Raw genomic sequence first — 20,417 nt, 5'->3', positions numbered from 1 at the left:
ACATATATGAGAAAAATTTTAGAAAAGGTGAGAAGAAATCGTACTTATTCGTTTGGTAAAGATTTATATGACCGGACGATGCGCGATGATGTAGCGGGCTTGGCAGCACAGCTCGCTTATTTCTTCTTGCTTGCAATTTTTCCTGGGCTCGTTTTCTTAATTACGCTTCTTGGATTTATTCCCATTCAAACAGAGGATGTGCTTAGTTTATTAGAGGTTTATGTACCAGATGATGCAATGAACTTAATTGAGGTAAATGTAGATAAAGTTGTAAACCAGCAAAATGGTGGTTTATTATCATTTGGTTTATTATCCATGTTATGGTTTGCCTCAAATGGTGTTAATGCGGTTATGAATGCTTTTAACCGCGCTTATGACGTGAAGGAAACACGTTCTTTTATTACAACAAGAGCGTTATCAATTGTGTTTACATTAGCTATTATTTTTATGATTGTCTTTGCGTTAATTGTTCCGGTATTCGGACAAGTTATTGGAGCAGCAGTGTTTAAAGCACTCGGTTTATCAGATAGTTTTTCTTTCGTATGGAGCATTACACGATTAGTAGCGAGTTTCTTCGTGCTATTTGCTTTGTTTAGTTTCTTATATACATTTGCACCAGATCGAAAGTTAAAAAGAAGAGAAGTTATTTCAGGGGCGTTATTTGCTACTGTAGGATGGATTGTGGTATCGTACTCATTTGCTTATTATGTAGATAAGTTTGCGAATTACGCCAATACATATGGTGGTCTCGGTGGTATCATTATTTTAATGTTATGGTTTTACTTAACTGGATGGGTAATTTTACTTGGCGGTGAAATTAATGGTTTACTCCACCATTATAGAACCGGTGACAATAATTCCCGTAATGAATAATGAGCTCTTGTTCCATAATAAAAAGGAACAGGGGGGATATTTCATGAGTAATAATAAAAAGAACCATAATAATAAAAGTAATAATAAACAAAAGAGCAGTTCGCATCCAAAGCATAAAACGAGTAGCAGTGCGAACGGTCATAATAGCTATCATTAAAAAAAACGGGTCCTCTATGAGGGACCCGTTTTATTTGCTTCCTTTTAATAATCGTAAGCCATTCAAAATGACAAGAATCGTACTTCCTTCATGGCCAATAACACCGAATGGAAGAGCTAAAAATTGCAAGAAGTTTGAACAAATTAGCATGGCAATAACGGCTAGCGAAAAGATTACGTTTTGCTTCACAATACGATTCATTCGTTTTGATAGACGGATTGCTTGAGAAAGACGAGATAGTTCGTTCTTCATCAGTACAACATCCGCAGTTTCTAAAGCTACATCTGTTCCTTCTCCCATTGCGACACCAATGCTAGCAGTAGCTAGTGCAGGTGCATCATTTATACCGTCTCCGACCATTGCTACTGTACCGTATTTTTCTTTTAACTTTTTAATCGTTTCAACTTTTGTTTCTGGTAAGCATGATGCGTAATATTCCTTTATATTACTTTCAGAGGCAATTGCTTTTGCCGTTTCTTCATTATCTCCAGTAATCATAATTGCTTCGACACCAATGCTTTGTAAATCACGAATAGCAGCTATTGTTTCTTGGCGAAGCGTATCTTTTAAAGCGATAAGTCCAAGAATGCCTCCCTCATCACTAATATAAACGACAGTTTTACCTTCCTTTTCAAGTGAGGCAGAAATACCATTATGAAATGTTTTTGTTTCTTCACCGATAAAATCAGCTTTACCTATTTTATAAGCGTTGTTTTCGAATATTCCTTTTAGCCCAAAACCAGTTACATCTTCAACCTTTTCTGGTTTTTTTAATGTAATGTCGTACGCATGTTGTGCATATTTAACAATAGATTCAGCCAAAGGATGTGTAGAGTGACTTTCAATTGATGCTGTAATAGAAAGTACTTCTTTTTCTGTCATATTTTCTCGAACATATATATCTGTTACGGTAGGTTTTCCTTCTGTTAATGTTCCTGTTTTATCAAAGGCGATTGCTTTTACTGAAGCGAGGCGTTCTAAATGTATGCCACCTTTAAAGAGAATTCCATTTCTTGCTCCGTTAGAAATTGCAGATAACGTTGCTGGTGTAATGGCAGCAACGAGCGCACAAGGAGATGCGACTACAAGTAAGATCATAGCGCGATAAAACGTTTCATTCCAGCTCCAGTCAAGTAAGAAATGAGGAACGAACATCATAAGCGCAACAACGAGTAGTACACCTTTTACGTATGTTCCTTCAAACTTTTCGATGAATAGTTGTGATGGTGATTTTTCACTTTGTGCACTTTGTACGAGACGGATAATCTTTTGGAATAATGTTTGATCGCTCGGCTTCGTAATTTTAACTTCGATAGCACCACGTAAATTTACAGTACCTGCAAATACTTCATCGCCATGTCTTTTCTCATTTGGAATAGGTTCTCCCGTGATTGCTGCTTCATCGATATTTGTTTCACCGTTATGAATCGTACCGTCAGCAGGAACACGTTCACCTGGTTTAATTAAAATAATGTCGTTAATTTGTAACTCTCCAACAGGAATACGTTCCTCTGTTCCGTTGGAAATGCGTAATGCTTCTTCGGGTTGTAAGTCAAGAAGAGCGGAAATTTCTTTTTGGCTCTTACTTAATGTATAAGATTCCATAGCACCGCTGAGCGCAAAGATGAAGATTAAAATAGCCCCTTCTGCCCAGTAGCCAATAATTGCAGCACCGATAGCTGCAAAGAGCATTAGCATTTCAACATTTAGCTCTTTTTCTTCAATCGTATCTTCAATTCCTTCTTTCGCTTTTGCATATCCACCAACTATATAAGCAAGGATATAGCAAGTAATACCTGCATTCATTGCATCGTTCTTTGTGAATAGCCAGCCAGCTAAAATAAAAATACCAGATGCCAATGCAAATACAAGTTCATAATGTTTTTTTAATGTATCCCATAAAGAGGGATGAGAAATTGTTTCTTTTGCGTGTAACGTTTTTACTTCTGAGTTCATTACTACTCGCTCCTTCCGAATTCTTATTGAGAAAAATAATCAAAATCGAAACCCCTATAAAACGACGAAAGCTGCCATCCATAATGGATAGCAGCATTTCTGTTGAATCTGTTTTTAATAGTTATTATGTTGTAATTATTCTATAGTATATCATATGTTTTTATGAGATGGTACGGTTTTGTTTCAAGTATAAACGGAAAACTTGTGTTTTCGCAATTCCTTTGGTATATATGAATATTGTTCATAAAAAGGTCGGAAAGGAAGACAACAAGTGAAGACAGAGAAATTTTTTACCCATCCGATTGGCGTATTTATTGCTGCAATAGTAGCAACTTTTTTATGGGGAAGCGCATTTCCTTTTATTAAGTTAAGTTATGCTGAACTTGGAATTCAACCACAAGAAGTTGGAGAACAAATATTATTTGCCGGTTATCGTTTCTTGTTATCTGGAGTCATGCTCTTATTATTCTTTAAAGTGTTAGGAAAAGATATGAGCTTCAAAAAAGGAACGGGGAAACAGTTAATACAAATTGGTTTATTCCAAACGTTTCTTCAATATATCTGTTTTTACATTGGAATGAGTTATAGTTCAGGAATTGAAGGAGCTATCATTTCAGGGACATCATCATTCTTTCAAATTTTACTCGCCCATTTTTTATATAAAGATGATGCTCTCAATATAAGAAAAATAATTGGGGTATCGATTGGTTTTTGTGGCGTCGTTTTAGTAAATGTGCCGAGTGATGGTAGCTTATCATTTCATTTTGGAATCGGAAGCTTATTACTTCTTAGTGCAGCAATGCTGTATTCATATGGAAACATATTAGCAAAAGAAGGTAGTAAAACATTAGATGTTGGCTATATGACAGCATACCAAATGATGTTTGGTTCTATAGGATTATTATGTATAGGGGCTTTACAAGTTGGAGTCATGCCATTTACATTTAGTCTACATGCACTACTTATGCTGATTTATTTATCTTTCTTATCTGCAGCTGGTTTTTGCATTTGGAATACAATTATGAAGTACAACAAGGTTGGAAAAGTATCTATGTATATGTTCTTTATACCCGTATTTGGTGTGTTATTATCGAGCATGATTTTAGGTGAAGCAATTCATTCATTTGTGCTACTCGGTTTAGCATGTGTAGCCGCGGGAATTATTGTGGTAAATCGGACGCCAGCTAAGCAAAAAATAGAGAAAGAAAAACAAGTAGCATAGAAAGCAGAAAAGCGATTACAATGGAAGAACAGTACTGTTCTTCTTTTTTTATAGAAAAAGGATAATAGACTAAGTGTAACGAAAAAAGATACAAAAAGCATTTATTGAGGAGAACATATTATGAATCTACTTTACGTGGTGTTAATTGGGCAAATACTTCTTTTTTTAATTGGTGCAATTTATGCAATGCGGCAGACAAAAAGAACGAAAGATAATATGCCGTTACCTTTAGCAATCCGTCTTATTCTTAGTTTTTCTTTAACAGGTAGTGCAATTTGGATATGGTTACAAGATCCATCTGTAGAGTATAGTACGTGGGTTGCACTTGGTATGACTTTATCGACTGTGGGAGATTTGTTTATGGCTGGGCTGATTCCAATTGGTCACAGGTTAATTGGAGGGATGGTTACTTTCGCTCTTGCTCATTGTTTTTATGTAAAAGCATTTTTGCAAACAGGAATTTCGTGGAATGGTTTTTGGATTGGTTTACTCGTATATGGGCTCTTTCTAATTGTAGGATGGTTCTTCTTTATCCGAAATGATAAACAGGATAAATTGTTTACGATAGGAGCTCTAATTTACGGATTGTGGGTTGGAGGAATGGCTTGCTTTGCATTCGCCTTATATTATGAAAATACAGGAATATGGTGGATACCAGCGTTTGGTGGTTTACTGTTTGTGATTTCTGATTTTATTATTGGCGTGACAGATATCGGAGGGCGTAAATTGAAGTATGAGCCACTTTGGATTTGGTTTACATATGTAGCTGCTCAAATGTGTATTGTATATGTGGGATTATAAAAAGATACTCTCAAAATAGTGGATAGACTATTTTGAGAGTATCTTTTTTGCTTGTTTAATTTGATCAGTATTACCATTTTGAAATTTCTAATATTATAATTTTATAATTCATAATTTTGTAGAAAAATATCGGTTGTATTATTTATAATAAAAGTAAAAAGATGATGAGATGGTGAAATGATGCAAAAGAAAAAACGTTGGCGTGAATTCTTTGGAACTATTGCAATTGCATGTTTATTGGTGTTTTTGGCGAAAATTTTTGTGTTTTTCCCTACGACTGTAAAAGGAGCATCTATGAGGCCAACGTTGCAAGATGGAGATAAGGTAATTGTTAATAAGTTAGCAAAACAATTTGAAAGCTATGGGAGAGAAGACATTATTGTTGTGAAAACAGATAATTTTTATGTCAAAAGAGTGATTGGATTATCTGGAGATATAATTGAGATGAGAAATGATCAATTATATGTAAATTCTGAAGTGAAAGATGAAGAGTATTTGGATAGTAATAAAAAACAAGCAGAAAAAAAACTTATGAATTTAACAGAGGACTTTGGACCGATTACAGTTCCTAAAAATAAGATTTTTGTTATGGGAGATAATCGCTTAATAAGTAAAGATAGTAGAAATGGTTTAGGTTTTATTGATAGAGAAGATGTGTTAGGAAAGTTAGCAGGCATTTATTATCCGTTTGAACATATGAAAATAATAAAGTAAAAAACCAAGCAAATTTTAGTTTGCTTGGTTTTTTTGTTAAACAGTAGAAGATTCGTTAGATACGAACATATTTTCATGTTTCTTTGTAGTACTTAAAACGAATTTATGTTGTAGCAATTGTAGTTTAAATAACGCCAAAGGATCATGATATGTTTCTGGATTGCTTCTTAGCGTTGCTAATGTTTGCTCGTCTTCCTTTATCTCAAGTTGAGCTGCATCTACATTTTGTTTCAATATATTAAGTGGATCTTTGAAGAACATCATGATATCACGTTCTAATGCACCTTCAAATACTTCAAATTGAAGGAAGAATTGTTTTGAAATTGTGTGAGCAATTTCTGTATAGTCTTCTGTTTCAATATATTGTTTATATTTGTTGGCGAGCATAGATTGGTTTTTTTGCATATTACCAAATAATTTTCCGGCACTTTTTAAGAAAAACTGTGTCGGTGTAAAGCGTAATAAAATATTGATGTTCGTTACTGTAATTCGATTTGTCATTCGTACAACATCTCGATTCCAATCATCTAATAATTTGAAATCGCAAGGAAGTTTCATACGTTCTTCTTTATATAATTTATTAAACGTTTCACTCATTTCATCTAAATAAGCTTGAGCTTGAATAAATTCATTATGTGCTGTTTCAATCCATTCTTGAATAGACCCAGTAAATTTAGGAAGAAGTACCTGTTGTACATGCTTTTGAACTCGTTCATTCATTGCAGCATTTAATTCTTCATGAACTAGTTTGAAATCACTATCTTCTTGAACAAGATCAGAGCAGCTCTGTAATAATTCAGGGATTTGAGAATGTATATCTCGTGTAATTTCTTCTTTCGTTAAAAGATAGGATTCGGTAATAGAGCGAATTTTATCTTTTTCAAGAGCAGTAAGGTTATTAATAAATCCAGTAAGTTTCACTGAGATGTGTTTATTCCAGCGTACGGATTTTACTAATGTATTTTCTAATTCCACACGTTCATTTATGAGATAAGCAATTGTCTTTTGCGTAAACCATATTAGCTTTTCTATACGTTCTTTTTCTATATCGCGTTTTGCAAGATTAGAAAGAATAGATTCTGTTACATCTCCAAGTTGCTGGCTACTCTCTTGCGAAGGAGAGTATGGGAAGAATTGTGCATCTGGAAAATGTACTTTAAGTTTACTAATTAGTTTTTCATTAGTAGTCGTATTATTTGTGTGTGATACGAAGTGAATTTGTAAGTTTGGTACTTGTTCACGTAAATAAATTAACGTATCAATTTCTTGACTATGCAATGGTGAAGAAGAATTTAATACGTATACAAGGCTATCTGCTGCTTGTAAGTATTCAAAGTATGCATTGTTTTTATCCAATTGTTCTTGAATGGATGGTGTAATAAGAAATGTAAACTTATTTTTTCTTAAAAACCTACTTGGTAGCTTAATTTCTATACATTTTTTCTCAAGTTCTGACTGAGCAGATGTAGTCGTTATTTGATGGAATTCATCAAGGTTAGGGATATTTCTTATATCTAACTCGGTAAATTCTGTTATTTCAGTTTGACTAGCGTCTTTAAATAGAATAGGAGTTGTTAAATTTTCAGTTAAGATGTTCTCTCCTAATATTGAATTAACAAATGATGTTTTATCATGGTCACTAGTTCCAGCTATTAGTATTGGTGTGACATTTAAATCACATAGTTCATGGACGAGTAGCGTAAATTGATGACTTAAATCTACATCATTTTTCTCAGCCCATACAGCGATTGTTTCGAATAAATGAGAAACTGTTTCCATATTTACATCTGCTTCAGCTGATGTATTAGAAAGTAAGGATCCAGCACTTTTTACGAGTAATGATTCTAAAGTTGTAGGTGAGACTTCATTCCATGCTAACACTGCTGCAGAGACAACTAGAGAATCTTTTGCTTTCGTTAAACTGAACCAATTTGTTAATAGATTTGGTACAAGTCCGTTTAATTCATGCATAAAATGATTTCCGGTAATTAATGCAAAGTATGTTTCTTGGTAGCGAGTAGAAATTTCATTCCAATCGTCATTATTGTCTGTTTCAATATGCAAGAATAAATGATTAATACTTTGAATCCAAGGAAGGTATAAGGATTCATGTTGATAGCTATTCCAAAGAGCAATAACAAGTTCTTTAAATTGAGCTTGATCAACAGCATATAGAGCTTTTAAAGACTCATAGAAATATTCAGGCTTAATGTTTTTTGTAAATCCTTTGTTTATGTAAGTTATTAACGTATCAAACCAGTGTAAAGATTGTGTTCGGATACCTTCTTGAACAGCTAGTTCGATAGCGTTGTTCCAATCTTCTTGTTTTTCATAGAAAGAACGTGCAATTGCAGTAATATTTGGGTAATCCGGTTGGAATGCAACAGCTTCACTAATCGTCTTAAAAGCGAGTCCTAAACGATCTTGTTCGATATAAAGAGAAAGAAGTTGTAAGGAAACCTCCATCGTAAGAGTCGTATCTTCCGTTTGAATAGATTGATAAATTTCTTCTGCCTTTGGTAAGAATCCTAGTTCAAAATAAGCATCTGCAATATTTTTTGTCGCCCAAAGTGCAAGAGCATTATTTACTTTTTCCCATTTAAATATAGCTGCTTCAAAATCTTTATTTTGATAATAAAATTCACCTTGAGCAAATCGAATATTAGAAATGTTGGAGAATTCATTTTTAGATTCATTTATATATGCTTCACCGAGTACTTCCGATGCAGGAGTAGAAGTTTCTTCTGTTAAAAATGTTTTATAGTAAACTTTTTGAATAAATTGATTTTCAATGGTCATGTTCGTTCCCCCCTGTATAATTTAGAAAAATGATGTTGTATGTAAAAGGGTGTATGTTCTTTTAATAGGTAAAAGTTTCATTATATAGACCAAACTATGTTTTTGCTAGATATATCATTTTTCTTGAGAGTTAAACCGTTGCGAAAAGTAACTTTCCTTTATTGTAACAAAAAAACACGCATATGAATTTTTATTTTTTATCGGGTTATTTGCGGGCAGTAAGAATCTAATCTCAAAATTGGTGAATGTAAGTGAGTTATGTGGGAGTCGGGATGTCTGTAAAAGTAAGATTGGCATAGGTTAATAATTAGTAGAGGATGAACAAAACTCCCACTGAGTAAAGTTTTACTTTATCTCTGTTAAAGGAAAGAATAGAAGTAGAGTTCATTATAAAAACAATGTATAGTGAATATGTATACCATGTTTGCCTTAAAGATAGAAAGGGTACAATGTGGAATAACGACCGTGCATAGGATGTGTCTTCCGAATGGAACAACATATTGGCGAGTTAATCGCGCATTATGGCTATTTTGGAATTGTTATAGCTTTGGCTGGTGGGATTGTCGGATTACCGATACCAGACGAGTTTTTATTGACCTTTGTTGGTTATAATGTTTCAAAAGGAGTTATGTCAGGAACTGCTGCTTTTTTAAGTGGGATGGCTGGTGCGATGTTAGGGATCACGTTAAGCTACATATTAGGTTTAAAACTTGGGCTCCCTGTTTTAAAGAAATATGGGCCGAAAATTAGAATTAAAGAACATCACATTGAAAAAACACATATTTTATTTGAAAAATATGGGCCATTTCTTTTAATGATTGGTTATTTTATACCGGGAGTACGTCATTTAACGGCATATTTTGCTGGGGTATCAAATTTGACACTTTGGCGTTTTTGTTTGTACGCTTACGGTGGTGCGCTCATTTGGATAAGTGTTTTTATTGGGCTTGGCTGGAAGTTAGGCGAGAAGTGGCGCTTCGTTGAGTATAGTTTACATCATTATGGAATATGGATTTTATTAATTTCAGCAGTTGTTACATGTGTTGTATGGTTGTACATAAAGAAAAAGAAAAACCGCTAATAGCGGTTTTTTTAGCTGAAAGCAATAAATAATACACCAGCTGTAATAAAGACTACACCAACACCGGTCATAAAGTTTAACTTTTCACCGAGGATAATCATAGCGAGAATGATAGAAAATACGACGCTTAATTTATCGACAGGAGCTACTTGTGAAACCTTTCCTGTTTTGAGGGCAAGAAAATAAAATAGCCATGACGAAGCACCTGCAACCCCACTTAATGTGATAAATAGCAGTGCTTTTTTATTTAGCAGTACGTCGCCGATATTTTGAAATTTACCTTGTATGATAATAACGCCTATCATAAATAATGCCATAATAATAGATCGAATTGTTGTTGCAACGTTTGCATCGATGCCGTCTAAACCAAACTTTCCAAAAATCGATACAAGGGCAGCAGCAATTGCTGATAATAGTGCAAATAAGAGCCACGAACTCATAGTAAAATTCCTCCAATCTTACAGTATTATACATGAAAATGATTCTCATGTATAAAGTTGAAGCAATTGAGCTTTATAGAAAGCGCGACTTCAACTTAACTTCTTGCTCCACCTGAATTTTAAGGTGGGAGTTTTACTGCCTGTAAATAGTGGGCTAAATAACGAAATAATCCCCACCTTATATTTTTAATAAGGTGGGGATTATTATACTACTCTGCAATTTCCTCATATAAAAAGTACGTTACATTATAAATATGTTCTACTTCATCGTCTGTCATAAACAGTAATTCGTCACGCTCAATCCCTTTTTTCTTTTCAATAAACTCAATCATATTTTTGCGTTCTTCTCTCTTCATCAATTTTATTTCTCCTCTCAATCTGTTTTAATACAGTTTATTTAAGTTACTTCTATTATATAACAGAATCTTTGGAAAGTTCCACCTATTTTATTATTTTTTTTAAAAGAACTTTTCGACAAAACAAGCCCACCTAAGGGGGGGCTTGTTTTATTTTATAGTCGTAAAAACTCAGGCTCCGTCGTACCCGCACCATCAATGTAATAAATTGTGTCGGGATTGATTTTGATCAATACGTAATTAGGGTCTTCAGGACCGAGTAACCAACGTTTTAAGCTATTATTCCAAAACTTGTTTTTTAATGTTGAGTCTTCCTCGATTGAAGCTAACCCTTCAACTTCAATATAATCTTCATCTAATTTTTTTCCTTCTCGTCCGAGTAGTACATGGACATTAGGATTTTGTTCAATATCTGTTATCTTTTTTGATTGTCGATCTGTTGCAACATATAGTACAAAATCTTCATGGAAAAACATCATAAAGGCGCTATGAGGTTTCTCATTTCGTACTGTAGATAATACACCAGTACGTTGACCTTGAATAATAGTTGCGATTTTTTCTTTTAAGTGCATAATTTTAACCCCTTTTCACAATTTATAATTCTGTCTGTTTAAACAAGATAATTTAAATATCTTTCATACTGTTTTCTTCAATCCGATTTTTTAAACGTAATTGTGATGAAATCGGACAAGTTAGGAGAAGAATAATAATAATATTGAGGAGAAATACATACGATGGAAGGATGAAAAGCATGTTTAATAAAATATTTCTTATAGTAGCGCTTATAGGTGTACCACTATCTGTACTTGGAAAAACACTTCATTGGCCAGAAACAATTATGTTCGCTGTGTATTGTATTACGATTATCGCATTAGCTGGTTTTATGGGGAGAGCAACAGAGAGTCTAGCAATTGTTTCTGGTCCTAGAATAGGCGGATTATTAAATGCTACTTTCGGTAATGCTGTTGAACTTATCATTTCAATTTTTGCACTTCAAGCAGGGTTAATTGAAGTGGTGTTAGCTTCTTTAACCGGTTCTGTACTTGGAAATTTATTATTGGTAGGAGGGTTATCTTTCTTTGTTGGAGGTCTTAAATACAAAAGACAAAGTTTTAATGTATATGATGCAAGGCATAATTCAGCTTTATTAATATTTGCTGTTGTTGTGGCCTTTGTTATTCCAGAGATCTTTTCAATGAAGATGGACGCTGGCAAGACGTATCAATTAAGTATAGGTGTTTCTATTATTATGATTATCATGTACCTTGCTGCATTACTATTTAAGTTAGTTACGCACCGTGGTGTATATCAACATAAAAGTGACGAAGTAGCGCATGAAGAAGAGCCAGAGTGGTCAAAAGGGAAGGCGCTCCTTATTTTAGCGATAGCAACACTGGCAGTAGCTTATGTGTCAGAGGCACTCGTACATACTTTTGAAACTGTTGCAAAGTCATTTGGTTGGTCAGAGTTATTTATAGGGGTTATTATCGTTGCAATTGTTGGGAATGCAGCGGAACATGCGTCTGCAATTATTATGGCTTATAAAAATAAAGTAAATATTGCAGTCGAAATTGCAATAGGCTCTACATTACAAATCGCCATGTTTGTTGCTCCTGTATTAGTATTGCTATCTATGTTCTTCGCGCAAAGGATGCCTTTAGTATTTACCATACCAGAACTTGTGTCTATGATTACAGCCGTTTTCTTAACGATTGCGATTTCCAATGATGGAGATACAAACTGGTTTGAAGGTGGCACTTTACTAGCGGCGTATGTCATTATGGGAATTGGTTTTTATTTATTATGAAAAATAGGCATAACAATTGCGCTCAGAGAAAACAATAAACGAAGTAGTATATATACCTACATAGGAAGGAGCCAGACAGGTGAAACGAGTATACAGCATATGTCTTTCAACTATGGTCTCGTTTATTTTATTATTTCCTAACATGAGTTTTGCAAAGACAACAGTAGGAACAAAAATGCCTTCATCTGTTTTAAATATTTCAAAAGACAATACATTTCCAAATGATGCGCAAGATTTGCCACGTTTACAACCAAGTAAATTTGCTCAAGAGCTATTGAAAACGGCTAATATTAAAATTGAAAATCCAGACTTAATTCGGATGTTTAATGAAACGACAATTTCAAATGCTCCGCTTGCAGTAGGGTATCGGGCAAAAATTTATTTAGGTCAATGGGCTTTACATTATGAATCAGTAGACACATCGATTAATTGGGAATATAAACAAGTGAATCGAAATGTGTATGATAATCGCGGAGGAGACCGTTTGTATCCACTTCGCTATAAGCAAGAAACACAAAAGACGGTTGAAGGCGATTTAACAGCAGATATGAAAGATGCTGCAGATGTGAAAAAAATGATGCTTCTCAAAGCGCTTGAAAAAGTACAATTGCCCCTTTCGTTTAAAACAACTATTGGTTATGGTACTGGACATGAGCGTGTGTATAATATTAGTCCGAGTCAACTCGGATATTTATACGCTTATACACCAGCAGTAAATGAAAAGGGAAAAGTAACATTTGGAGAAGTGTATCTTGTATTAAAGGGAAATCAAAAAAGACTTGTTGTGAAAAATATTACTTCTCAAGGAATTGGAGCGGCAATTCCAATTCATGATCATTTGTTTTTTAAATTTATTTCTTCTTCTCACTCGCAATAACAAAAAAAACGTCAGCTTATAAGCTGACGTTTTTTTTATAATGTAATGTTTGCTGTTTTTGATAAGAAATCTTCTGTCGGATAGTAGCTGTTTTTTACAAGAACATTTGGTCCAAGACATTTTACTGCAGGACAGTGACAGCTTAATGATTTTGCTGTTTTTGAAGCGCTCCATTTTTCATACGCTTCTTGTAATGTGTTTGTTTGTATGTTTCCTAGAAGTGGAACATCACCAAAATCAGTAACGATAATATTACCATCAAAAATATTTACATTTAAGCGTGAACGACCATCTGGATCGTTACGAACAGTTACATTTTTGCTCTCTTGCAATTTTTTAAATGTAGCTATGTCTTTTTCGTCATCGCTACAAGCATAGAAAGGTAAAGTTCCAAATAGCATCCATACATTTTCATCGCGAATTTCTAGTAAATGTTCAATCGCATCACGAATTTCAGCTTTTGTTAAAATCTCTAGATTACTCGCGAAGTCACTTGGATACATTGGATGAACTTCATGACGTTTACAGCCCATCTCTTCGACGATTTGGCGGTGAATATGTTCAATATGTGGTAGAGTTCTTTTGTTTAGCATTGTTTCGGCCGATACAAGTACACCTGCATCTGATAGAGCCTTACTATTTGTAATCATTCTTTCGAATAATTTTGCACGTTGTTCGTAAGTAGGCTTACGCTCCATCATTGCAAATCCGCCTTCAACGAAGTCATCAATTGTTCCCCAGTTATGAGAGATATGCAATACGTCTAAATAAGGAATAATCTGTTCGTAACGTGCTAAATCTATAGTTAAGTTAGAGTTGATTTGAGTGCGAACGCCTCGTTCATGGGCATATTTTAAGAGTGGTGTTACATAGTTGTCGACGGATTTTTTTGAAAGCATAGGTTCGCCGCCAGTAATACTTAAAGAACGTAAATGAGGAATCTCATCTAATCGTTTTAATAAAAGATCCATCGGAAGCGGATTTGGGTCTTTCGGCTGTAACGTGTAACCAACAGCGCAATGCTCACAGCGCATGTTGCATAACGTCGTCGTTGTAAATTCAACATTTGTTAATAGTAGTTTGCCGTACTCTTCAAGGTCCATATACGCTTCCCATGGATCGTAAGAAGGAGTAATCGGCTTCATTTTTTGTGATATCGTCATATGAAATACTCCTTTGACTATTGAAATAACAATTTGTCCATTCTCTATAATAGAAGAATATGTGCTTTTTATAAAGTGAAACTTTTTAGCATGGAAAGAGAGAGGGCTTACATTATAGTGGATGACTGTGACAAAATTGATGAAATTTCATGCCCATAGCAATCGTTTTTGCGGTATAATAAAAGCAACTCGAATTAAAAGGAGAGTGCCTTCATGGGAAAAGCAATTCAAGATAAAGATACACAATTAGTATATTTAAAAGAACGTTTAAATATGTTCATTGAAGTAATTGATACAATTGAACCTGAAGAAGTAGAATTAGAAGATGTAGATCGTCTTCTTGCAATGTTAGATGAATTAGAATTAAAATGTGAGCAATTTAAAAAAGACGAATAATATATTAAAAAGGCTACCAATTCCAATTTGGTAGCCTTTTTCTGTTCGGGTAATAGAAGGACGATAGAAAAAGAGGTATAATCAAGTTGTGAAAAATTTCATTTATGCTCTAATAGCGTGAAACAAATAAATAGCTAAAGAGCATAACAATTGAATTTTCAGCTCATAACGTTTTGGTAGCGTTCACAATTGAGGGGGAAGTAACAATGGAAAAGCTTCAAGAAAGCATGTATCAACTAATTGTTGAAACGTCAACGAACTTACCGAAAGATGTTCGTCGTGCGATTCAACAAGCGAAAGAGCGAGAAAATGCAGGGACTCGTTCTGCGATGGCACTTGGCACAATTACAAATAATATTAAAATGGCTGATGATAACATCTCGCCGATTTGCCAAGATACAGGGATGCCAACGTTTAAAATTTATACACCAGTTGGTGTGAATCAATTAAAGTTGAAGGAAGCTATCTATAATGCGCTTGAGCGGGCGACAAAAGATGGTAAACTTCGTCCCAATTCTGTTGATTCTCTTTTTGGAGATAATAGTGGAAATAATTTAGGACCAGGTACACCGGTGATTAAGTTTGAACAATGGGAAAAAGATTATATTGATGCACGTTTAATCCTAAAAGGTGGTGGCTGTGAGAATAAAAATATTCAATATAGCTTACCGTGTGAACTAGAAGGGCTTGGACGAGCTGGCCGTGATTTAGAAGGGATTCGTAAATGCCTTCTTCATGCAGTATATCAAGCACAAGGGCAAGGATGTAGCGCTGGTGTAATTGGTGTTGGTATCGGGGGAGACCGCACATCAGGTTATGAATTAGCAAAAAATCAATTATTCCGTACATTAGATGATGTCAATCCAGTACCAGAGTTACAACATCTTGAAGAGTACGTATTAGAAAATGCGAATAAGCTTGGCATTGGTACGATGGGATTTGGCGGAGAAACAACTTTACTTGGTTGTAAAATTGGCGTCTATAATCGTTTGCCAGCTAGTTTCTATGTATCTGTTGCGTATAATTGCTGGGCATATCGTCGCCTTGGTGTGAAAATCCATCCTGAAACAGGAGACATTATAGATTGGCTATATCAAGAAGGTGAAGATACACTTCAGCATGAAGTACAAGAAAAAACAGAGCAACGTGAGATTGTATTACAAGCACCAATTACAGAAGAGCAAATTCGTGAACTTCGCGTTGGTGATGTTGTAACAATTAATGGCATGATGTATACAGGTCGTGACGCAATCCATAAGCATTTAATGGATAATGATTGTCCAGTAGATTTAAATGGACAAATTATTTACCACTGTGGTCCAGTTGTTGTGAAAGATGAAAATGACAATTGGCAAATTAAAGCGGCAGGTCCAACGACAAGTATTCGTGAAGAACCGTACCAAGGCGATATTATGAAGAAATTCGGTATTCGCGCTGTCATTGGAAAAGGCGGTATGGGTGCGAAAACATTAGCGGCTTTAGAAGAACACGGCGGTGTATATTTAAACGCAATCGGTGGTGCAGCGCAATATTATGCTGAATGTATTAAAGAAGTGAAAGATGTTGATTTCTTACAATTTGGTATTCCAGAAGCAATGTGGCATTTACGTATCGACGGGTTTAAAGCAGTTGTAACGATGGACTCTCATGGTAATAGCTTACATGCAGATGTTGATAAAACATCACTTGAAAAATTAGCTAGCTTTAAAGAGCCAGTATTTAAGTAAATAAAAAATGCATCTCGAATGATTCGAGATGCATTTTTTTGGTATATATAGAAAAACATGTTCAGCATGAAAGAATGCGTAGCAACAGAAACTACAAGTACGATTATATATGGAAAGGAGACTATTTATGAAATATAAATGGTTATATATCGGTCTCATTTTTTCAATTATGATGGCACTTGTTCCAGTTTCAGCACTGGCTTATACAAATACTCCACATAACTGGGGAATCCCGCGTCCTAAAAATGAAACAGTACCAGATGCAGGAAAGTTATATACAGATTTATTACAAAAAAATGGCGGGTTTTATTTAGGAGATACGAAGAAAAAAGATATTTATTTAACATTTGATAATGGATATGAGAATGGATACACAGGGAAAATATTAGATGTATTAAAAGAGAAAAAAGTACCAGCAACTTTCTTTGTAACGGGGCATTACATTAAAACGCAAAAAGATTTATTGTTAAGAATGAAGGATGAAGGACATATTATTGGAAACCATTCTTGGAGTCATCCTGATTTTACAGCGGTAAATGATGAGAAACTTCGTGAAGAATTAACGAGTGTAACGGAAGAAATTAAAAAAGTAACTGGGCAAAAAGAAGTGAAATATGTACGTCCTCCGCGCGGTGTATTTAGTGAAAGAACGTTAGCTCTTACGAAAGAAATGGGCTATTATAATGTATTTTGGTCACTTGCATTTTTGGATTGGAAAGTGGATCAGCAAAGAGGATGGCAATATGCGCATAATAATGTAATGACGATGATTCATCCAGGATCTATTTTATTACTTCATGCAATATCAAAAGATAATGCAGAAGCACTTGCGAAAATCATTGATGATTTGCGCGAGAAAGGGTATCATTTTAAAAGTCTAGATGACTTAGTAAAAGGCAATCAACCGTAAGCATGTATGCTTACGGTTTTCTCATGCTATAATGATGTGTAAAAAGGATGGGGAAACGTATGTGGAGCGAACATGTTACGTTAGAGTATCCGTATCATTTTGAAGAAGTATTAAAACGTTTATCTTTTGATCCTCTTAACGTCATTCAATTAGATGAGAAAGTTATTTATATCCCGCTTTGTATAGACGAGGAACAGGTTGTTGTTCGCTTACAAGGGATTGGTACTGTTCAAAATCCACAGTTTTGGATTTCTAGTCAGACAGGAGATCCAGAGAAAGTCATGAAACGAATGAGGGCCATTTTTCATTGGAATGAACCGTTTCAAGATATACAAAATCATTTTTTAAACACATCATTACGTCCACTATTTGAAACATATGCTTATACTCCAATTATTTTAGAATTTGATTATTTTGCTTGTCTGCTTCGCTGTATCATTCACCAACAAATAAATTTGAAATTTGCTACTGTGTTAACAGAACAATTTGTGAAACGGTATGGAACAGAGAAGAACGGTGTATTCTTTTTCCCCACTCCGGAAATAGTAGCAAATATTTCAATAGAAGAATTGAGAGAGCAGAAGTTTAGTCAGCGAAAGGCTGAATATATAGTAGGATTAGGTCGAAGTATTGTCAGTGGTACATTAAATTTAGCGAGTATAGAAAATGGGACGGAAGAAGACATTTCAGCACAATTGTTGCCAATTAGGGGAATTGGTGCATGGACAGTGCAAAACTTTTTAATGTTTGGGCTTGGACGGAAAAATATGTTCCCGAAAGCGGACATTGGGATTCAGCGTGCAGTGCAAGGTATATTTCAATTAGATGATAAACCTGATGATGCATTTTTAGAAAAAGTGAAACAAGAGTGTGAACCATACTGCAGTTATGCAGCGTTATATTTATGGAAAAGTATAGAGTAGAGGTGTAATAATGATACAAAAGCAACATGAGAGTAAGTTGGAAGTTGGTCAAACGTTTCCTGTGACAATTAAACGTCTTGGGATTAACGGAGAAGGCGTTGGTTATTTTAAGAGACAAGTTGTTTTTATTCCAGGGGCATTACCAGGAGAAGAAGTTGTTGCAGAAACAACGAAAATTCAGCGTGGCTTCGCTGAAGCGAAAGTGAAAAAAGTTCGTAAAGCTTCACCGCATCGTGTGAAAGCACCGTGTCCAGTATATGAGGAGTGTGGTGGTTGTCAGCTGCAACATTTAGATTATAAAGAACAATTGAATCAAAAGCGTGATATCGTTGTACAAGCATTTGAGAAGTACATGAAAAATAGTATGGAAGAGAAAATTCGCCCAACGCTTGGCATGGAAAATCCATGGCATTATCGTAATAAGAGTCAATTACAAGTGGGGCGTAAAGACGAAAAGGTTATTACAGGGCTATATAAACAAAACTCACATCAGTTAATTGATATCGCTCACTGTATGATTCAACATAAAGCAACGAATGAAGCGACAAAAGTTGTAAGACGTATTTTAGAAAAATTAAATGTTTCTATTTACAATGAGAAAAAACAAAAAGGTTTAGTACGCACAATTGTAACACGTACTGCAGTTCAAACAGGGGAAGTACAAGTTACACTTATTACAACAAAAGAAGAATTACCAAATAAAGAACAATTTATTGCAGAAGTACAAAAACAGATGCCAGCGGTTAAATCAATTATGCAAAATGTAAACTGGCGTAAAACATCTGTTATTTTTGGCGACAAAACATTTAAATTAGCTGGAAAAGAAGTCATTCAAGAAACACTTGGCGATTTATCATTTGAATTATCAGCACGTGCATTCTTCCAGTTGAATCCAGAGCAAACAGTTATTTTGTATAATGAAGCGAAAAAAGCAGCTGCGTTAACAGGAAACGAGAAGATTGTGGATGCGTACTGTGGTGTTGGTACAATCGGTCTTTGGCTTGCAAATGATGCAGCGGAAGTACGTGGTATGGATGTAATTCCAGAAGCAATTGCAGATGCAAGAAAAAATGCAAAGCGTCACGGATTTACAAATACGAAATATGAAGCAGGTAAAGCTGAACAATGGTTACCGAAATGGGTAAAAGAAGGATGGCGTCCAGATGTAATTGTTGTCGACCCACCACGTACAGGTTGCGATGATAAATTACTGGAAACAATTTTAAAAGTGAAGCCGAAACAAGTTGTGTACGTGTCTTGTAATCCTTCTTCATTAGCACGTGATGTACAGGCATTAATGAAGAGCTATGAAGTGGAGTATGTGCAACCAGTTGATATGTTCCCGCATACAGCTCACGTAGAAAATGTAGTGAAGCTTGTTAGAAAGTAAAGTTTATTAATATTCCCTCATGGTATGAGGGAATATTTTCTATGAAGGAGAATATTATGCATAATTATAAATTAACGATTCAGTACGACGGCGCACGTTTTAAAGGATGGCAACGTCTCGGTAATAACGATAATACAATTCAAGGAAAAATCGAAAGTGTCATATCTGAAATGGTCGGAAAAGAAATTGAAATTATCGGTTGTAGTAGAACAGACGCTGGTGTACATGCTTTGAATCAAGTTGCTAACTTTCAAAGTGATGAGAAGTTAGTGGAACATAAAGTGAAAAAATATTTAAATCAATATTTACCTAACGATATTAGCATTACGAATGTGGAAGAAGTACATGATCGTTTCCATGCTCGTTACAATTCTAAAGCAAAAACATACCTGTATAAAATTTGGAATGAAGAGCATACAAATCCATTTATGCGTAAATACAGCATGCATGTGAATAAAAAATTAAATGTGAAAAGCATGAAAGCAGCTGCAAAACATTTAGTTGGTTCACATGACTTTACTGCTTTTTCAAATGCGAAATCAAAGAAAAAATCCATGGTTCGAGAAGTATATACACTTGATGTGATGGAAGAGGCAGGGTTTGTACAAATTAGAGTAAGTGGTAACGGCTTCCTTCATAATATGGTAAGAAAAATTGTCGGGGCATTAATTGAAGTTGGATTAGGACAATTAGATGCTGAAGCAATTCCAAACATTTTAGAGGAAAAGCAGCGCAATCAAATTAATTGTCTTGCTGAGGCAAGTGGGTTGTATTTAGAGAATGTTGAGTTTTAATGGCAAATAAAAAAATCGGGCTAAGTAGCTC

Annotated in this window: 19 protein-coding genes; 13 read left to right on the top strand and 6 right to left on the bottom strand. The window is 34.9% G+C overall.

Going from position 1 to position 20,417, the window contains the following annotated elements; genetic code table 11:
• The first annotated feature begins 6 nt into the window (after positions 1-6).
• Entirely contained in the window at positions 7-873 is an 867-nt protein-coding gene (locus tag ACTFP3_RS24100) for a YihY/virulence factor BrkB family protein (RefSeq protein WP_001226536.1), read from the top strand.
• A 187-nt stretch (positions 874-1,060) separates the two neighbouring features.
• Here the strand turns inward: ACTFP3_RS24100 and ACTFP3_RS24095 are convergent, their stop codons facing one another.
• Positions 1,061-2,986, bottom strand: a complete 1,926-nt coding sequence (locus ACTFP3_RS24095; protein ID WP_006927450.1) for a heavy metal translocating P-type ATPase — start codon at positions 2,984-2,986, stop codon at positions 1,061-1,063.
• Positions 2,987-3,257: 271 nt separating this feature from the next.
• On the opposite strand from ACTFP3_RS24095, the gene ACTFP3_RS24090 reads away from it, so the two are divergent.
• The 3 genes from ACTFP3_RS24090 (at position 3,258) to lepB (ending at position 5,723) form a co-directional block, all read left to right on the top strand.
• Positions 3,258-4,208 carry a DMT family transporter gene (locus tag ACTFP3_RS24090; RefSeq protein ID WP_000845697.1) on the top strand — a complete coding sequence of 317 codons (951 nt, stop codon included), beginning with the start codon at positions 3,258-3,260 and terminating at the stop codon, positions 4,206-4,208.
• Positions 4,209-4,328: 120 nt separating this feature from the next.
• Complete coding sequence (locus ACTFP3_RS24085; protein WP_001051080.1) at positions 4,329-5,009, top strand: lysoplasmalogenase; 681 nt, start codon at positions 4,329-4,331, stop codon at positions 5,007-5,009.
• Between the two features lie 177 nt (positions 5,010-5,186).
• Positions 5,187-5,723: a signal peptidase I gene (gene lepB, locus ACTFP3_RS24080; RefSeq protein WP_000983310.1), complete on the top strand. Its 537-nt coding sequence runs from the start codon at positions 5,187-5,189 to the stop codon at positions 5,721-5,723.
• Between the two features lie 36 nt (positions 5,724-5,759).
• Here lepB and ACTFP3_RS24075 read toward each other — a convergent pair whose 3' ends face one another.
• Positions 5,760-8,522, bottom strand: coding sequence for a tetratricopeptide repeat protein (locus ACTFP3_RS24075; protein WP_440011436.1), 2,763 nt, complete (start codon positions 8,520-8,522; stop codon positions 5,760-5,762).
• A gap of 487 nt (positions 8,523-9,009) precedes the next feature.
• Between ACTFP3_RS24075 and ACTFP3_RS24070 the strand changes: the two genes are divergently transcribed.
• Entirely contained in the window at positions 9,010-9,603 is a 594-nt protein-coding gene (locus tag ACTFP3_RS24070) for a DedA family protein (RefSeq protein WP_000434878.1), read from the top strand.
• Positions 9,604-9,614: 11 nt separating this feature from the next.
• Here the strand turns inward: ACTFP3_RS24070 and ACTFP3_RS24065 are convergent, their stop codons facing one another.
• The 3 genes from ACTFP3_RS24065 to ACTFP3_RS24055 form a co-directional block, all read right to left on the bottom strand.
• Entirely contained in the window at positions 9,615-10,043 is a 429-nt protein-coding gene (locus ACTFP3_RS24065) for an EamA family transporter (protein WP_000100296.1), read from the bottom strand.
• Between the two features lie 209 nt (positions 10,044-10,252).
• Positions 10,253-10,399, bottom strand: coding sequence for a BH0509 family protein (locus tag ACTFP3_RS24060; RefSeq protein WP_000817786.1), 147 nt, complete (start codon positions 10,397-10,399; stop codon positions 10,253-10,255).
• A gap of 155 nt (positions 10,400-10,554) precedes the next feature.
• Positions 10,555-10,971 carry a pyridoxamine 5'-phosphate oxidase family protein gene (locus tag ACTFP3_RS24055; RefSeq protein ID WP_000550220.1) on the bottom strand — a complete coding sequence of 139 codons (417 nt, stop codon included), beginning with the start codon at positions 10,969-10,971 and terminating at the stop codon, positions 10,555-10,557.
• 179 nt (positions 10,972-11,150) lie between these two features.
• Between ACTFP3_RS24055 and cax the strand changes: the two genes are divergently transcribed.
• Both cax and ACTFP3_RS24045 read left to right on the top strand, forming a co-directional pair.
• Positions 11,151-12,206, top strand: a complete 1,056-nt coding sequence (gene cax / locus ACTFP3_RS24050; RefSeq protein WP_000482133.1) for a calcium/proton exchanger — start codon at positions 11,151-11,153, stop codon at positions 12,204-12,206.
• A gap of 79 nt (positions 12,207-12,285) precedes the next feature.
• A complete protein-coding gene (locus ACTFP3_RS24045; RefSeq protein ID WP_002083605.1) occupies positions 12,286-13,083 on the top strand; it encodes a YfkD famly protein in 798 nt (265 codons plus the stop codon).
• 35 nt (positions 13,084-13,118) lie between these two features.
• Here the strand turns inward: ACTFP3_RS24045 and yfkAB are convergent, their stop codons facing one another.
• Entirely contained in the window at positions 13,119-14,246 is a 1,128-nt protein-coding gene (yfkAB, locus tag ACTFP3_RS24040) for a radical SAM/CxCxxxxC motif protein YfkAB (RefSeq protein WP_016125372.1), read from the bottom strand.
• 213 nt (positions 14,247-14,459) lie between these two features.
• On the opposite strand from yfkAB, the gene ACTFP3_RS24035 reads away from it, so the two are divergent.
• From ACTFP3_RS24035 to truA, 6 genes are all read left to right on the top strand, one after another.
• Positions 14,460-14,642 carry an SE1561 family protein gene (locus tag ACTFP3_RS24035; RefSeq protein ID WP_000513558.1) on the top strand — a complete coding sequence of 61 codons (183 nt, stop codon included), beginning with the start codon at positions 14,460-14,462 and terminating at the stop codon, positions 14,640-14,642.
• Positions 14,643-14,848: 206 nt separating this feature from the next.
• On the top strand, positions 14,849-16,369 hold the full coding sequence (fumA, locus tag ACTFP3_RS24030) for a class I fumarate hydratase (protein ID WP_016121795.1): 1,521 nt from the start codon (positions 14,849-14,851) through the stop codon (positions 16,367-16,369).
• A 127-nt stretch (positions 16,370-16,496) separates the two neighbouring features.
• Entirely contained in the window at positions 16,497-17,279 is a 783-nt protein-coding gene (pdaA, locus tag ACTFP3_RS24025) for a delta-lactam-biosynthetic de-N-acetylase (RefSeq protein WP_000875956.1), read from the top strand.
• A 59-nt stretch (positions 17,280-17,338) separates the two neighbouring features.
• Positions 17,339-18,202, top strand: a complete 864-nt coding sequence (locus ACTFP3_RS24020; protein WP_000269422.1) for a DNA-3-methyladenine glycosylase family protein — start codon at positions 17,339-17,341, stop codon at positions 18,200-18,202.
• A 10-nt stretch (positions 18,203-18,212) separates the two neighbouring features.
• Positions 18,213-19,592 carry a 23S rRNA (uracil(1939)-C(5))-methyltransferase RlmD gene (gene rlmD / locus ACTFP3_RS24015; protein ID WP_440011433.1) on the top strand — a complete coding sequence of 460 codons (1,380 nt, stop codon included), beginning with the start codon at positions 18,213-18,215 and terminating at the stop codon, positions 19,590-19,592.
• A 56-nt stretch (positions 19,593-19,648) separates the two neighbouring features.
• The gene (truA, locus tag ACTFP3_RS24010) at positions 19,649-20,386 is read left to right on the top strand and encodes a tRNA pseudouridine(38-40) synthase TruA (RefSeq protein ID WP_000553118.1); all 738 of its coding nucleotides are present in this window, start codon (positions 19,649-19,651) and stop codon (positions 20,384-20,386) included.
• The last annotated feature ends 31 nt before the right edge of the window (positions 20,387-20,417 follow it).

This window comes from Bacillus cereus group sp. MYBK5-2 (assembly GCF_051915685.1).
GTDB lineage: Bacteria > Bacillota > Bacilli > Bacillales > Bacillaceae_G > Bacillus_A > Bacillus_A cereus.
Note: the sequence above shows the minus strand (reverse complement) of the source record. Positions and strands in the feature narration are given on the sequence as shown.

Coding starts and splice junctions, on each gene's coding strand:
- ACTFP3_RS24035 (WP_000513558.1), top strand. CDS start 14,460: ATGGGAAAAGCAATTCAAGATAAAGATACACAATTAGTATATTTAAAA.
- ACTFP3_RS24100 (WP_001226536.1), top strand. CDS start 7: ATGAGAAAAATTTTAGAAAAGGTGAGAAGAAATCGTACTTATTCGTTT.
- pdaA (WP_000875956.1), top strand. CDS start 16,497: ATGAAATATAAATGGTTATATATCGGTCTCATTTTTTCAATTATGATG.
- ACTFP3_RS24075 (WP_440011436.1), bottom strand. CDS start 8,522: ATGACCATTGAAAATCAATTTATTCAAAAAGTTTACTATAAAACATTT.
- fumA (WP_016121795.1), top strand. CDS start 14,849: ATGGAAAAGCTTCAAGAAAGCATGTATCAACTAATTGTTGAAACGTCA.
- ACTFP3_RS24085 (WP_001051080.1), top strand. CDS start 4,329: ATGAATCTACTTTACGTGGTGTTAATTGGGCAAATACTTCTTTTTTTA.
- yfkAB (WP_016125372.1), bottom strand. CDS start 14,246: ATGACGATATCACAAAAAATGAAGCCGATTACTCCTTCTTACGATCCA.
- ACTFP3_RS24020 (WP_000269422.1), top strand. CDS start 17,339: ATGTGGAGCGAACATGTTACGTTAGAGTATCCGTATCATTTTGAAGAA.
- ACTFP3_RS24095 (WP_006927450.1), bottom strand. CDS start 2,986: ATGAACTCAGAAGTAAAAACGTTACACGCAAAAGAAACAATTTCTCAT.
- cax (WP_000482133.1), top strand. CDS start 11,151: ATGTTTAATAAAATATTTCTTATAGTAGCGCTTATAGGTGTACCACTA.
- ACTFP3_RS24065 (WP_000100296.1), bottom strand. CDS start 10,043: ATGAGTTCGTGGCTCTTATTTGCACTATTATCAGCAATTGCTGCTGCC.
- lepB (WP_000983310.1), top strand. CDS start 5,187: ATGATGCAAAAGAAAAAACGTTGGCGTGAATTCTTTGGAACTATTGCA.
- ACTFP3_RS24070 (WP_000434878.1), top strand. CDS start 9,010: ATGGAACAACATATTGGCGAGTTAATCGCGCATTATGGCTATTTTGGA.
- rlmD (WP_440011433.1), top strand. CDS start 18,213: ATGATACAAAAGCAACATGAGAGTAAGTTGGAAGTTGGTCAAACGTTT.
- truA (WP_000553118.1), top strand. CDS start 19,649: ATGCATAATTATAAATTAACGATTCAGTACGACGGCGCACGTTTTAAA.
- ACTFP3_RS24055 (WP_000550220.1), bottom strand. CDS start 10,971: ATGCACTTAAAAGAAAAAATCGCAACTATTATTCAAGGTCAACGTACT.
- ACTFP3_RS24060 (WP_000817786.1), bottom strand. CDS start 10,399: ATGAAGAGAGAAGAACGCAAAAATATGATTGAGTTTATTGAAAAGAAA.